Here is a 13,649-nt window from a genome sequence, read left to right on the forward strand (position 1 = left end):
GATTACTTACCTGCCTGCTGTTTGAGCACAGTCTTCACGCGAGCGATGTCACGCTTAACTTGCCGGAGCAGGTGAGACTGCCCCAACTGGCCAGTTGCTTTCTGCATACGCAGATTGAACTGGTCGCGCAGCAGGCCGAGCAGTTGCTCGTTAAGCTGCGGCGCGTCTTTTTCACGAAGTTCGTTCGCTTTCATCACATCACCGTCCGTTTAACAAAGGCGGTGGCGAGCGGCAGCTTTGCAGCAGCCAGGGCAAAAGCCTCACGCGCCAGCTCTTCAGTAACGCCCTCGATTTCATACAGGACTTTGCCTGGCTGAATCTGGGCAACCCAGTACTCCACACTACCCTTACCTTTACCCATCCGAACTTCGAGTGGCTTTTTGGAAATAGGCTTGTCCGGGAATACACGGATCCAGATCTTGCCGCCACGTTTAACGTGACGGGTCAGAGCACGACGCGCTGACTCGATCTGACGAGCGGTGAGACGACCACGAGCTACAGACTTCAGCGCGAACTCGCCGAAGCTGACTTTGCTACCGCGCTGAGCCAGACCACGGTTGTGGCCTGTCATCTGCTTGCGGAACTTCGTACGCTTTGGTTGCAACATTTGGCGTACCCCTTACTTAGCAGCTTTTTTACGAGGCGCTGGTGCTTGTGGTTTCAGTTCTTCTTGGCGACCACCAATTACTTCGCCTTTGAAGATCCAAACCTTTACACCGATCACACCGTAAGTGGTGTGAGCTTCGTAGTTGGCATAGTCGATGTCGGCACGCAGGGTGTGCAGTGGCACACGACCTTCGCGATACCATTCAGTACGTGCGATTTCAGCACCGCCGAGACGACCGCTCACTTGGATTTTGATGCCTTTGGCACCAATGCGCATGGCGTTCTGTACAGCGCGCTTCATAGCGCGACGGAACATTACGCGACGCTCCAGCTGCTGAGCTACGCTCTGCGCAACCAACATACCGTCGAGTTCCGGCTTGCGGATTTCTTCGATATTGATGTGCACAGGCACACCCATTTGTTTGGTCAGGTCCTGACGCAGTTTCTCAACATCTTCACCTTTCTTCCCGATAACGATACCTGGACGAGCGGTGTGGATGGTGATACGTGCAGTTTGGGCCGGACGATGGATATCGATACGGCTTACGGACGCGCTTTTTAGTTTGTCTTGGAGATACTCGCGCACCTTCAGATCAGCGAACAAATAGTCCGCATAAGTCCGACCGTCTGCGTACCAGACGGAGGTGTGCTCCTTGACGATTCCCAGGCGAATGCCAATGGGATGTACTTTCTGACCCATCTCTTCGACTCCGTTACTTGTCAGCAACCTTGACAGTGATATGGCAAGACCGCTTGACGATGCGATCAGCACGGCCTTTGGCACGTGGCATGATTCGCTTCAGCGAACGCCCTTCGTTGACGAAAACGGTGCTGACTTTAAGGTCATCAACGTCTGCGCCTTCGTTATGCTCGGCGTTGGCTACGGCCGACTCCAGCACTTTCTTCATGATCTCGGCGGCTTTCTTACTGCTGAAAGCCAACAGGTTGAGCGCTTCGCCCACCTTCTTCCCGCGGATCTGGTCGGCGACCAAGCGGGCTTTCTGGGCGGAGATTCGAGCGCCCGACAACTTAGCGGCTACTTCCATCGTTCCTTACCCCTTAACGCTTGGCTTTCTTGTCTGCCACGTGCCCACGATATGTGCGGGTACCGGCAAACTCGCCTAGTTTGTGGCCGACCATGTCTTCGTTCACGAGAACTGGAACATGTTGACGACCGTTATGAACTGCAATGGTCAAACCGACCATTTGTGGCAGGATCATCGAACGACGCGACCAGGTTTTAACTGGTTTGCGATCGTTCTTTTCCGCCGCCACTTCGATCTTCTTCAGTAGGTGAAGATCAATAAAAGGACCTTTTTTCAGAGAACGTGGCACTGTCGTATCCCTCTATTTACTTGCGACGACGGACGATCATTTTGTCGGTACGCTTATTACCACGAGTCTTCGCGCCCTTAGTCGGGAAGCCCCATGGCGATACCGGATGACGACCACCAGAGGTACGACCTTCACCACCACCATGTGGGTGGTCAACCGGGTTCATGGCAACACCACGAACGGTTGGGCGAACGCCACGCCAGCGTTTGGCACCAGCTTTACCCAGCGAACGCAGGCTGTGCTCGGAGTTCGAGACTTCACCCAGGGTCGCGCGGCATTCAGCCAGCACTTTACGCATCTCACCAGAACGCAGACGCAGGGTCACGTAGACACCTTCACGAGCGATCAGCTGAGCCGAAGCACCAGCGGAACGAGCGATTTGCGCGCCTTTACCTGGCTTCAATTCGATGCCGTGTACGGTGCTACCAACTGGAATGTTACGCAGTTGCAGAGCGTTGCCCGGCTTGATCGGTGCCAGAGCACCTGCGATCAGCTGGTCGCCAGCACTCACGCCTTTAGGGGCGATGATGTAGCGACGCTCGCCATCTGCGTACAGCAGCAGAGCGATGTGAGCAGTACGGTTTGGATCGTATTCAATACGCTCGACAGTGGCAGAGATGCCATCTTTGTCGTTGCGACGGAAATCGACCAGACGATAATGCTGCTTATGGCCACCACCGATGTGACGAGTGGTAATACGACCATTGTTGTTACGACCACCAGTCTTCGATTTTTTCTCGAGCAGCGGTGCGTGAGGAGCGCCTTTATGCAGCTCCTGGTTGACCACCTTGACCACAAAACGGCGGCCAGGGGAAGTCGGTTTGCATTTAACGATTGCCATGATGCACCCCTTCCTTACTCAGCACTGCTGCTGAAATCGAGATCTTGGCCTGGCTGAAGGGAGATAACTGCCTTCTTCCAGTCATTACGCTTGCCCAGACCGCGAGCAGTGCGCTTGCTCTTACCCAGAACATTCAGGGTAGTAACACGCTCTACTTTCACGCTGAACAGGCTTTCGACGGCCTTCTTGATTTCCAGCTTGGTTGCGTCAGTTGCAACCTTGAAAACGAACTGGCCTTTCTTGTCAGCCAGAACCGTAGCCTTCTCGGAAACGTGCGGGCCAAGCAGAACTTTAAATACGCGTTCCTGGTTCATCCCAGCAGCTCCTCGAATTTCTTCACGGCCGACACGGTGATCAACACCTTGTCGTATGCGATCAGACTAACTGGATCGGAACCTTGCACGTCACGCACATCAACGTGTGGCAGGTTACGAGCAGCCAGGTACAGGTTCTGATCAACTACTTCAGACACGATCAAGACGTCAGTCAGGCCCATGCCGGTCAGTTTGTTCAGCAGATCTTTGGTCTTCGGTGCATCAACAGCGAAGTCCTGAACCACAACCAGACGATCAGTACGCACCAGCTCAGCAAGGATGGAACGCATTGCTGCGCGATACATCTTCTTGTTCAGCTTCTGGGTGTGATCCTGAGGACGAGCTGCGAAAGTGGTACCGCCGCCACGCCAGATTGGGCTACGGATAGTACCGGCACGAGCACGGCCAGTACCTTTCTGACGCCATGGGCGCTTACCGCCACCACGAACGTCGGAACGGGTCTTTTGCTGCTTGCTACCTTGACGGCCGCCGGCCATGTAGGCCACGACTGCTTGGTGAACCAGCGTCTCGTTGAATTCGCCGCCAAATGTCAGTTCGGAAACTTCGATCGCTTGAGCGTCATTTACATTTAATTGCATGTCAGCTTCCCCTTAACCGCGAGCCTTGGCTGCTGGACGTACAACCAAGTTGCCGCCAGTAGCGCCAGGAACAGCGCCCTTGACCAACAACAGATTGCGTTCAGCGTCCACGCGCACTACTTCGAGGGACTGCACGGTCACGCGCTCAGCGCCCATATGACCGGACATTTTTTTGCCCTTGAATACACGACCAGGAGTCTGGCACTGGCCGATAGAGCCTGGAACGCGGTGGGACACGGAGTTACCGTGGGTATTATCTTGCCCGCGGAAGTTCCAACGCTTGATCGTACCCTGGAAGCCTTTACCTTTGGACTGACCGGTTACATCAACCAGTTGACCAGCGGCGAAGATTTCAGCGTTGATCAGATCGCCGGCCTGGTACTCGCCTTCTTCAAGGCGGAATTCCATTACGGTACGACCAGCGGCAACGTTCGCTTTAGCGAAGTGGCCAGCCTGAGCAGCTGTAACACGCGAAGCACGACGCTCGCCTACAGTGACTTGCACTGCACGATAGCCATCGGTCTCTTCAGTTTTGAACTGGGTGACGCGATTCGGCTCGATCTCAATGACCGTGACCGGAATGGAGACACCTTCTTCGGTGAAAATACGGGTCATACCGCATTTACGACCGACTACACCAATAGTCATGTTGTAAACCTCATGAGTGTACGGGGCTTTCACCCGCTATGGCCGCCCATTTCAGAGCGTTACACGACTAAGACCGAGTCTTAGCCGAGGCTGATCTGTACTTCCACACCGGCCGCAAGATCAAGCTTCATAAGAGCATCAACGGTTTTATCCGTTGGCTGGACGATGTCCAGAACGCGCTTATGAGTACGGATCTCGTACTGGTCACGCGCGTCTTTGTTGACGTGCGGGGAGACCAGAACGGTGAACCGCTCTTTACGGGTAGGCAGTGGAATTGGACCACGCACTTGAGCACCAGTACGTTTCGCGGTTTCCACGATTTCCTGGGTGGATTGGTCGATCAGGCGATGGTCAAAAGCCTTCAACCTGATACGGATTTGCTGATTTTGCATTGGATTTCAGACTCCGGCTGCTATTCCCACCGAGCGCAATACGCCCGTTAAAAGGAGGCGCAATTCTATAGACGCCCCAGATAGGTGTCAACCCAATAAAAAAGCCCCCGCTAAGCGGGGGCTCTTTCAAATCATCAAAGCTTACTCAAAAAAGAGCTTACTCGATGATTTTGGCTACGACGCCAGCGCCGACGGTACGACCGCCTTCACGGATAGCGAAACGCAGACCGTCTTCCATTGCGATGGTCTTGATCAGGGTGACAACCATTTTGATGTTGTCGCCTGGCATTACCATTTCAACGCCTTCCGGCAGTTCGCAGTTACCAGTCACGTCAGTTGTACGGAAGTAGAACTGTGGACGGTAGCCTTTGAAGAACGGAGTGTGACGACCGCCTTCTTCTTTGCTCAGAACGTAGACTTCAGCTTCGAACTTGGTGTGCGGCTTAACCGAACCTGGCTTAACCAGAACCTGGCCACGCTCAACGTCGTCACGCTTGGTACCACGCAGCAGAACGCCGCAGTTCTCGCCAGCACGACCTTCGTCGAGCAGCTTACGGAACATTTCAACACCGGTGCAGGTGGTGACGGTAGTGTCACGCAGACCAACGATTTCCAGTGGATCCTGAACCTTGACGATACCGCGCTCGATACGGCCAGTTACAACAGTACCGCGACCGGAGATCGAGAATACGTCTTCGATTGGCATCAGGAACGGCTTGTCGATAACACGGACCGGATCCGGGATGTAGCTGTCCAGAGTCTCAACCAGTTTACGAACGGCAGTGGTGCCCATTTCGTTGTCGTCTTGGCCGTTCAGAGCCATCAGAGCCGAACCGATGATGATCGGAGTGTCGTCACCTGGGAAGTCGTAAGTGCTCAGCAGATCGCGCACTTCCATCTCAACCAGTTCCAGCAGCTCAGCGTCGTCAACCATGTCAGCCTTGTTCAGGAAGACAACGATGTACGGAACGCCAACCTGACGGGACAGCAGGATGTGCTCACGGGTTTGTGGCATCGGACCATCAGCGGCCGAGCAAACCAGGATAGCGCCGTCCATCTGAGCAGCACCGGTGATCATGTTCTTCACATAGTCAGCGTGACCTGGGCAGTCAACGTGAGCGTAGTGACGGATCAGCGAGTTGTATTCAACGTGCGCGGTGTTGATGGTGATACCACGAGCCTTTTCTTCCGGAGCGCTGTCGATCTTGTCGAAAGCAACAACGGCCGAACCGAAAACTTCGGAGCAGACGCGAGTCAGAGCAGCGGTCAGCGTGGTTTTACCGTGGTCGACGTGACCGATGGTGCCAACGTTGACGTGCGGGAGGGTACGGTCAAATTTTTCTTTAGCCACGACAATTAACTCCTAGCCTAAAGGGGCTGAATCAGCCTTGTTTTTTGGTAACGGTTTCGACGATGTGCGACGGAGCCGTATTGTATTTTTTGAATTCCATAGAGTAGCTTGCGCGACCTTGGGACATGGAACGGACGTCGGTTGCGTAACCGAACATCTCACCCAGCGGAACCTCGGCGCGAATCACTTTGCCGGAAACCGTGTCTTCCATACCCAGGATCATGCCGCGACGACGGTTAAGGTCGCCCATCACGTCACCCATATAGTCTTCAGGCGTAACAACCTCTACTGCCATGATCGGCTCGAGCAACTCACCACCGCCCTTCTGGGCCAGTTGCTTGGTCGCCATGGAAGCAGCCACCTTAAACGCCATCTCGTTCGAGTCGACGTCGTGGTAGGAACCATCAAACACGGTAGCCTTCAGGCCGATCAGCGGATAGCCGGCGACAACGCCGTTCTTCATCTGCTCTTCGATACCCTTCTGGATAGCCGGGATGTATTCCTTAGGAACCACACCACCCACTACTTCGTTCAGGAATTGCAGACCTTCCTGACCTTCGTCAGCAGGAGCAAAACGAATCCAGCAATGACCGAACTGGCCACGACCACCGGATTGACGAACGAACTTGCCTTCGATTTCGCAGCTCTTCGTGATGCGCTCACGGTACGAAACTTGAGGCTTACCGATGTTGGCTTCGACGTTGAACTCACGGCGCATCCGGTCAACCAGGATGTCCAGGTGCAACTCGCCCATGCCAGAGATGATCGTTTGACCAGTCTCTTCATCAGTTTTGACGCGGAAAGACGGGTCTTCCTGAGCAAGTTTGCCCAGAGCGATACCCATTTTTTCCTGGTCGTCCTTGGTCTTAGGCTCTACGGCAACCGAAATAACCGGCTCCGGGAAGTCCATGCGAACCAGGATGATTGGCTTGTCAGCGTTGCACAAAGTTTCACCAGTGGTGACGTCCTTCATGCCGATCAAGGCCGCGATGTCACCAGCGCGTACTTCCTTGATTTCTTCACGGGCGTTTGCGTGCATTTGCACCATACGACCCACGCGCTCTTTCTTGCCTTTAACCGAGTTGATCACGCCGTCGCCGGAGGCCAACACGCCCGAGTAAACGCGGACGAAGGTCAAGGTACCCACGAATGGGTCGGTAGCGATCTTGAACGCCAGAGCCGAGAACGGCTCGCTGTCGTCTGCGTGACGCTCCATTTCCTTGGTCTCGTCATCCGGGTCGGTACCCTTGATGGCAGGAATGTCGGTAGGAGCAGGCAGGTAGTCGATAACGGCGTCGAGAACCAGGGGAACACCCTTGTTCTTGAAGGAAGAACCGCAAACAGCCAGAACGATCTCACCAGCGATAGTACGCTGACGCAGAGCGGCCTTGATTTCCGCGTTGGTGAGTTCTTCACCTTCGAGGTACTTGTTCATCAGCTCTTCGCTGGCTTCGGCCGCAGCCTCAACCATGTTACCGCGCCACTCGTCAGCCAATGCCTGCAGTTCAGCAGGGATAGGCTCGCGACGTGGAACCATGCCTTTGTCAGCGTCGTTCCAGTAAACAGCTTCCATGGCGATCAGGTCGATCTGACCCTGGAAGTTGTCTTCGGAACCGATAGCCAACTGGATTGGCACCGGGGTGTGACCCAGACGCTGTTTGATCTGACCGATCACGCGCAGGAAGTTCGCACCAGCACGGTCCATCTTGTTTACGTAAACAAGACGTGGAACGCCGTATTTGTTGGCTTGACGCCATACGGTTTCCGACTGAGGCTCAACACCCGAGGTGCCGCAGAACACAACGACCGCGCCGTCGAGAACACGCAGGGAACGTTCAACTTCAATAGTGAAGTCAACGTGGCCCGGGGTGTCGATGACGTTAAAGCGGTATTGGTCCTTGTGCTGCTTCTCGGAACCCTGCCAGAAGGCGGTAATAGCAGCAGAAGTAATGGTAATACCACGCTCCTGCTCCTGCACCATCCAGTCTGTGGTCGCGGCGCCGTCATGCACCTCGCCCATCTTGTGACTTTTGCCAGTGTAAAAAAGGACGCGCTCGGTGGTGGTGGTTTTACCAGCATCCACGTGAGCAACGATACCGATGTTACGGTAGCGATTAATCGGTGTAGTACGAGCCATAAAGCCCTCGCAAAATTAGTGACGCTAAAATTAGAAGCGGTAGTGCGAGAAAGCCTTGTTGGCTTCAGCCATACGGTGCACGTCTTCACGCTTCTTAACTGCAGCACCTTTACCTTCAGCGGCGTCCAACAGTTCGCCAGCCAAACGCAGAGCCATAGACTTCTCGCCGCGCTTGCGGGCGAAGTCTACCAACCAGCGCATTGCCAGGGCGTTACGACGGGACGGACGAACTTCGACCGGAACCTGGTAAGTAGCACCGCCTACACGGCGCGACTTTACTTCGACCAGCGGAGCGATGGCGTCGAGAGCTTTCTCGAAGATTTCCAGGGGATCGCTGTTCTTGCGTTCTTTAACCTTTTCCAGCGCGCCATAAACGATACGCTCGGCAACGGCTTTCTTGCCGCTTTCCATAACGTGGTTCATGAACTTGGCCAGTATCTGGCTGCCGTATTTTGGATCGTCAAGCACTTCGCGCTTGGCTGCTACGCGTCTTCTTGGCATGGATAAGCCCTCAAACGGTCTTCAGGTTCGCTCGGAATCGGTGCCCTTTCGGGACGCCTCCGACCTTACTCTTATCGACTCAGAAAAATAGAAAATCAGTTTTACAAAAAGCCGCTACTACTTAGGCTTCTTGGTACCGTACTTCGAACGACCCTGGTTACGACCTTTAACGCCGGAAGTATCCAAAGAACCGCGTACGGTGTGGTAACGAACACCTGGCAAGTCTTTTACACGACCGCCGCGGATCAGTACCACGCTGTGCTCTTGCAGGTTGTGGCCTTCACCGCCGATGTACGAGGAAACCTCGAAACCGTTGGTCAGACGCACACGGCATACTTTACGCAGTGCCGAGTTAGGTTTTTTCGGCGTGGTGGTATACACACGAGTGCATACGCCACGACGTTGCGGGCAGTTCTGCAGCGCAGGCACGTCGGATTTCTCGACGATACGCTTACGCGGCTGACGTACCAGCTGGTTGATAGTTGCCATCTACTAGCTCCACTGTTGTCTTGCGACGCTATTGTCTTGCAAGAAAAGCAAAATGGCAGGAACGAATTCCCGCCAAATTTAGGGGTACAAGAGTCTAAAGAGGATCTTGTCCCCAGTCAAGGCAAGGCCCCGATCTCCCCGCTCATCCAACCTCGACAAAATGTCTCGATTCGATGAACGGAACGACCGGGGCCCCACGCTCATTTACCGCAGAACTCAGTTACCGCTTGAGTTCAGTGCTTCGGTCAGTGCAGCTTCCACTTCACTGGCGCTTACGCGCAACGGTTTGTCAGCATCACGGCGGCGCTTACGCTCGCTGTGATAAGCCAGACCGGTACCGGCCGGGATCAGACGACCCACGACTACGTTTTCTTTCAGGCCGCGTAGGTAATCGCGCTTGCCGGTTACCGCCGCTTCGGTCAGTACGCGAGTGGTTTCCTGGAAGGAAGCCGCCGAGATGAACGATTCGGTGGACAACGACGCCTTGGTGATACCCAACAGCACGCGAGTGAACTTGGAAACGAATTTCTCGTCGCCAGCCAGACGCTCGTTCTCTACCAGAACGTGAGTCAATTCCATCTGGTCGCCCTTGATGAAACTGGAATCGCCGGATTCAGCGATTTCAACTTTACGCAGCATCTGACGCAGGATGGTCTCGATGTGCTTGTCGTTGATCTTCACGCCTTGCAGACGGTAAACGTCCTGGATCTCGTTCACGATGTACTTGGCCAGCGCACTCACACCCAGCAGACGCAGGATGTCGTGTGGATCGCTCGGGCCGTCGGAGATAACTTCGCCGCGGTTGACCTGTTCGCCTTCGAAGACGTTCAGGTGACGCCACTTCGGAATCAGCTCTTCGTACGGATCGCTACCGTCGTTCGGGGTAATGACCAGACGGCGCTTGCCCTTGGTCTCTTTACCGAACGCGATGGTGCCGCTGACTTCAGCCAGAATCGAGGCTTCTTTCGGACGACGGGCTTCGAACAAGTCGGCAACACGCGGCAGACCACCGGTGATGTCACGGGTCTTCGAAGTTTCTTGCGGGATACGAGCGATAACATCACCGATCGCGATCTTCGCACCGTCCGCAACACCGACCAGGGCGTTGGCTGGCAGGAAGTACTGAGCGATAACGTCAGTGCCTGGCAGCAACAGATCCTTGCCGTTGTCATCAACCATCTTCACAGCAGGACGGATATCTTTACCGGCAGCTGGACGGTCTTTGGCATCGAGTACTTCAATGTTGGTCATACCGGTCAATTCGTCAGTCTGACGCTTGATCGTGATGCCTTCTTCCATGCCCACGTAGGTCACGGTACCTTTCATTTCGGTAACGATTGGGTGAGTGTGCGGATCCCACTTGGCCACGATTGCGCCAGCGTCGACCTTGTCACCTTCTTTAACCGAAATCACAGCACCGTACGGCAGCTTGTAACGCTCACGCTCACGACCGAAGTCATCAGCGATTGCCAGCTCACCGGAACGGGACACAGCAACCAGGCAACCATCCACTCGCTCAACGTGCTTCAGGTTGTGCAGACGGACGGTACCGCCATTCTTCACCTGAACGCTGTCGGCTGCGGAGGTCCGGCTTGCCGCACCACCGATGTGGAACGTACGCATGGTCAGCTGGGTACCCGGCTCACCGATGGACTGGGCAGCGATAACGCCGACCGCTTCACCGATGTTCACCTGGTGACCACGAGCCAAGTCACGGCCGTAGCACTTGGCGCAAATGCCGTAGCGGGTTTCGCAGCTGATCGGCGAACGCACGATCACTTCGTCGATGCTGTTCAGCTCGATGAACTCGACCCACTTCTCGTCTACCAGCGTGCCGGCAGGAACGATGATTTCTTCGGTACCTGGCTTGAACACGTCACGGGCAATGACTCGACCCAATACGCGCTCGCCCAATGGCTCAACAACGTCACCGCCTTCAATGTGCGGCGTCATTACCAGGCCATGCTCGGTGCCGCAATCGATCTCGGTCACAACCAGATCCTGCGCTACGTCTACCAGACGACGAGTCAGGTAACCGGAGTTCGCAGTTTTCAACGCGGTATCCGCCAAACCTTTACGAGCACCGTGAGTGGAGATGAAGTACTGAAGTACGCTCAAACCTTCACGGAAGTTCGCAGTAATCGGCGTTTCGATGATGGAGCCGTCCGGCTTGGCCATCAGGCCACGCATACCGGCGAGCTGACGGATCTGCGCAGCAGAACCCCGTGCGCCCGAGTCGGCCATCATGTACATCGAGTTGAAGGACTCTTGGTCGACTTCGACGCCATGACGGTCGATGACTTTCTCTTTCGAGAGGTTGGCCATCATCGCCTTGGAAACTTCGTCGTTCGCCTTGGACCAAAGGTCGATCACTTTGTTGTACTTCTCGCCCTGGGTTACCAGGCCGGAGGCGTACTGACTTTCGATCTCTTTCACTTCGTCGGTAGCAGCACCGATGATGCGGGCCTTTTCATCCGGGATAACGAAGTCGTTAACACCGATGGAAACGCCGGAAATGGTCGAATAGGCAAAACCGGTGTACATCAACTGGTCAGCGAAGATCACGGTCTCTTTCAAACCAACCACGCGGTAGCACTGGTTGATCAGCTTGGAGATCGCCTTTTTCTTCATCGGCTGGTTGACGACGTCGTACGACAGGCCAGGTGGAACAACCTGGAACAACAGCGCACGGCCGACAGTGGTGTCGACGATACGAGTGTTCTTGACGCTGCCACCATCACGATCGTTGACAGTTTCGTTGATCCGCACTTTGACTTTAGCGTGCAGTGCGGCTTCGCCGGCACGGAACACACGGTCAACTTCTTGCAGATCCGCGAACACACGACCTTCGCCCTTGGCGTTGATCGCTTCACGCGTCATGTAGTACAGACCCAATACAACGTCCTGCGACGGAACGATGATTGGCTCACCGTTGGCTGGCGACAGAATGTTGTTGGTCGACATCATCAACGCACGCGCTTCCAACTGGGCTTCCAGTGTCAGCGGTACGTGCACGGCCATTTGGTCGCCGTCGAAGTCGGCGTTGTACGCAGCACAGACCAGAGGGTGCAGCTGGATAGCCTTACCTTCGATCAGAACTGGTTCAAACGCCTGGATACCCAGACGGTGAAGGGTCGGTGCACGGTTGAGGAGAACCGGGTGTTCACGGATCACTTCAGCGAGAACGTCCCAAACCTCTGGCAGCTCGCGCTCAACCATTTTCTTGGCAGCTTTGATGGTGGTCGCGAGACCACGCATTTCCAGCTTGCCGAAAATGAACGGCTTGAACAGCTCGAGAGCCATTTTCTTCGGCAGACCGCACTGGTGCAGACGCAGGGTTGGACCTACGGTAATTACCGAACGACCGGAGTAGTCAACACGCTTACCGAGCAAGTTCTGACGGAAACGACCTTGTTTACCCTTGATCATGTCAGCCAGGGATTTCAGAGGACGCTTGTTCGAACCGGTGATAGCGCGGCCACGACGACCGTTGTCAAGCAGTGCATCGACAGCTTCCTGCAACATACGCTTTTCGTTGCGCACGATGATGTCCGGAGCGGACAGATCGAGCAGACGCTTCAAGCGGTTGTTACGGTTGATCACTCGACGATACAGATCGTTGAGGTCGGAAGTCGCGAAGCGACCGCCATCCAGCGGGACCAGTGGACGCAGATCTGGCGGCAGAACCGGCAGAACGGTCAGCACCATCCATTCTGGAAGGTTGCCGGAACCCTGGAAGGCTTCCATCAACTTCAGACGCTTGGACAGCTTCTTGATTTTGGTTTCGGAGTTGGTTTGCGGAATTTCTTCACGCAGACGGCCAATCTCGTGCTCCAGGTCGATAGCGTGCAGCAGTTCACGGACAGCTTCGGCACCCATGCGGGCATCGAAATCGTCGCCGAACTCTTCCAGCGCTTCGAAGTACTGCTCGTCGTTGAGCAGCTGACCTTTTTCAAGGGTGGTCATGCCTGGATCGATAACGACGTAGCTCTCGAAGTAGAGAACGCGTTCGATATCACGCAGGGTCATGTCCATCAGCAAGCCGATACGCGACGGCAGCGATTTCAGGAACCAGATGTGGGCAACCGGCGAAGCCAGTTCGATGTGCGCCATGCGCTCACGACGAACTTTGGCCAGCGCGACTTCAACGCCGCACTTCTCGCAGATCACACCACGGTGCTTCAAGCGCTTGTACTTACCGCACAGGCACTCGTAATCCTTTACCGGGCCAAAGATCTTGGCGCAGAACAAGCCGTCACGCTCAGGTTTGAACGTACGGTAGTTGATGGTTTCCGGCTTTTTAACTTCACCGAACGACCACGAACGGATCATCTCAGGCGATGCCAATCCAATACGGATGGCGTCGAACTCTTCGACTTGACCCTGGTTTTTCAGCAAATTCAGTAGGTCTTTCAAGGCCTTTCCTCCTGGCGGAG

The 13,649-nt window shown here is 55.0% G+C and carries 15 protein-coding genes; all 15 read right to left on the reverse strand.

The window, feature by feature from the left end:
- Positions 1–2 precede the first annotated feature (2 nt).
- The 15 genes from rpmC to rpoC all read right to left on the reverse strand — a co-directional run bounded on the left by rpmC (position 3) and on the right by rpoC (position 13,629).
- Positions 3–194, reverse strand: coding sequence for a 50S ribosomal protein L29 (rpmC, locus tag ACA057_RS28360; protein ID WP_008030901.1), 192 nt, complete (start codon positions 192–194; stop codon positions 3–5).
- Positions 194–607: a 50S ribosomal protein L16 gene (gene rplP / locus ACA057_RS28365; RefSeq protein WP_008145497.1), complete on the reverse strand. Its 414-nt coding sequence runs from the start codon at positions 605–607 to the stop codon at positions 194–196. The genes rpmC and rplP overlap by 1 nt, the downstream gene beginning before the upstream one ends.
- Before the next feature lie 12 nt (positions 608–619).
- Complete coding sequence (gene rpsC, locus ACA057_RS28370; RefSeq protein ID WP_003176422.1) at positions 620–1,306, reverse strand: 30S ribosomal protein S3; 687 nt, start codon at positions 1,304–1,306, stop codon at positions 620–622.
- Positions 1,307–1,319: 13 nt separating this feature from the next.
- Positions 1,320–1,652 (reverse strand): 50S ribosomal protein L22, encoded by a 333-nt coding sequence (gene rplV, locus ACA057_RS28375; RefSeq protein ID WP_003103908.1) that lies wholly within the window; start codon positions 1,650–1,652, stop codon positions 1,320–1,322.
- A gap of 13 nt (positions 1,653–1,665) precedes the next feature.
- Positions 1,666–1,941 carry a 30S ribosomal protein S19 gene (rpsS, locus tag ACA057_RS28380; protein ID WP_002555486.1) on the reverse strand — a complete coding sequence of 92 codons (276 nt, stop codon included), beginning with the start codon at positions 1,939–1,941 and terminating at the stop codon, positions 1,666–1,668.
- A gap of 16 nt (positions 1,942–1,957) precedes the next feature.
- Complete coding sequence (gene rplB, locus ACA057_RS28385; RefSeq protein ID WP_003176423.1) at positions 1,958–2,782, reverse strand: 50S ribosomal protein L2; 825 nt, start codon at positions 2,780–2,782, stop codon at positions 1,958–1,960.
- Positions 2,783–2,796: 14 nt separating this feature from the next.
- Entirely contained in the window at positions 2,797–3,096 is a 300-nt protein-coding gene (gene rplW, locus ACA057_RS28390) for a 50S ribosomal protein L23 (protein WP_002555488.1), read from the reverse strand.
- Positions 3,093–3,695 carry a 50S ribosomal protein L4 gene (rplD, locus tag ACA057_RS28395; RefSeq protein WP_007896707.1) on the reverse strand — a complete coding sequence of 201 codons (603 nt, stop codon included), beginning with the start codon at positions 3,693–3,695 and terminating at the stop codon, positions 3,093–3,095. Before rplD ends, rplW begins: the two co-directional genes overlap by 4 nt.
- Before the next feature lie 12 nt (positions 3,696–3,707).
- On the reverse strand, positions 3,708–4,343 hold the full coding sequence (gene rplC / locus ACA057_RS28400) for a 50S ribosomal protein L3 (RefSeq protein WP_003186059.1): 636 nt from the start codon (positions 4,341–4,343) through the stop codon (positions 3,708–3,710).
- Between the two features lie 80 nt (positions 4,344–4,423).
- Positions 4,424–4,735 (reverse strand): 30S ribosomal protein S10, encoded by a 312-nt coding sequence (gene rpsJ / locus ACA057_RS28405; RefSeq protein WP_003186070.1) that lies wholly within the window; start codon positions 4,733–4,735, stop codon positions 4,424–4,426.
- Between the two features lie 157 nt (positions 4,736–4,892).
- Positions 4,893–6,086, reverse strand: a complete 1,194-nt coding sequence (tuf, locus tag ACA057_RS28410) for an elongation factor Tu (protein WP_007896660.1) — start codon at positions 6,084–6,086, stop codon at positions 4,893–4,895.
- A 31-nt stretch (positions 6,087–6,117) separates the two neighbouring features.
- Complete coding sequence (gene fusA, locus ACA057_RS28415) at positions 6,118–8,223, reverse strand: elongation factor G (RefSeq protein WP_497344122.1); 2,106 nt, start codon at positions 8,221–8,223, stop codon at positions 6,118–6,120.
- Positions 8,224–8,253: 30 nt separating this feature from the next.
- Entirely contained in the window at positions 8,254–8,724 is a 471-nt protein-coding gene (gene rpsG / locus ACA057_RS28420) for a 30S ribosomal protein S7 (protein WP_002555493.1), read from the reverse strand.
- Positions 8,725–8,841: 117 nt separating this feature from the next.
- Positions 8,842–9,213: a 30S ribosomal protein S12 gene (gene rpsL, locus ACA057_RS28425; protein ID WP_002555494.1), complete on the reverse strand. Its 372-nt coding sequence runs from the start codon at positions 9,211–9,213 to the stop codon at positions 8,842–8,844.
- A 216-nt stretch (positions 9,214–9,429) separates the two neighbouring features.
- A complete protein-coding gene (gene rpoC, locus ACA057_RS28430; protein ID WP_007896632.1) occupies positions 9,430–13,629 on the reverse strand; it encodes a DNA-directed RNA polymerase subunit beta' in 4,200 nt (1,399 codons plus the stop codon).
- Positions 13,630–13,649 lie beyond the last annotated feature (20 nt).

This window comes from Pseudomonas sp. LBUM1661 (assembly GCF_059695925.1).

Excerpts from the sequence above, each read along its gene's own strand:
- rpmC (WP_008030901.1), bottom strand. The coding sequence starts at position 194 with ATGAAAGCGAACGAACTTCGTGAAAAAGACGCGCCGCAGCTTAACGAG.
- rplP (WP_008145497.1), bottom strand. The coding sequence starts at position 607 with ATGTTGCAACCAAAGCGTACGAAGTTCCGCAAGCAGATGACAGGCCAC.
- rpsC (WP_003176422.1), bottom strand. The coding sequence starts at position 1,306 with ATGGGTCAGAAAGTACATCCCATTGGCATTCGCCTGGGAATCGTCAAG.
- rplV (WP_003103908.1), bottom strand. The coding sequence starts at position 1,652 with ATGGAAGTAGCCGCTAAGTTGTCGGGCGCTCGAATCTCCGCCCAGAAA.
- rplB (WP_003176423.1), bottom strand. The coding sequence starts at position 2,782 with ATGGCAATCGTTAAATGCAAACCGACTTCCCCTGGCCGCCGTTTTGTG.
- rplW (WP_002555488.1), bottom strand. The coding sequence starts at position 3,096 with ATGAACCAGGAACGCGTATTTAAAGTTCTGCTTGGCCCGCACGTTTCC.
- rplD (WP_007896707.1), bottom strand. The coding sequence starts at position 3,695 with ATGCAATTAAATGTAAATGACGCTCAAGCGATCGAAGTTTCCGAACTG.
- rplC (WP_003186059.1), bottom strand. The coding sequence starts at position 4,343 with ATGACTATTGGTGTAGTCGGTCGTAAATGCGGTATGACCCGTATTTTC.
- rpsJ (WP_003186070.1), bottom strand. The coding sequence starts at position 4,735 with ATGCAAAATCAGCAAATCCGTATCAGGTTGAAGGCTTTTGACCATCGC.
- fusA (WP_497344122.1), bottom strand. The coding sequence starts at position 8,223 with ATGGCTCGTACTACACCGATTAATCGCTACCGTAACATCGGTATCGTT.
- rpsG (WP_002555493.1), bottom strand. The coding sequence starts at position 8,724 with ATGCCAAGAAGACGCGTAGCAGCCAAGCGCGAAGTGCTTGACGATCCA.
- rpsL (WP_002555494.1), bottom strand. The coding sequence starts at position 9,213 with ATGGCAACTATCAACCAGCTGGTACGTCAGCCGCGTAAGCGTATCGTC.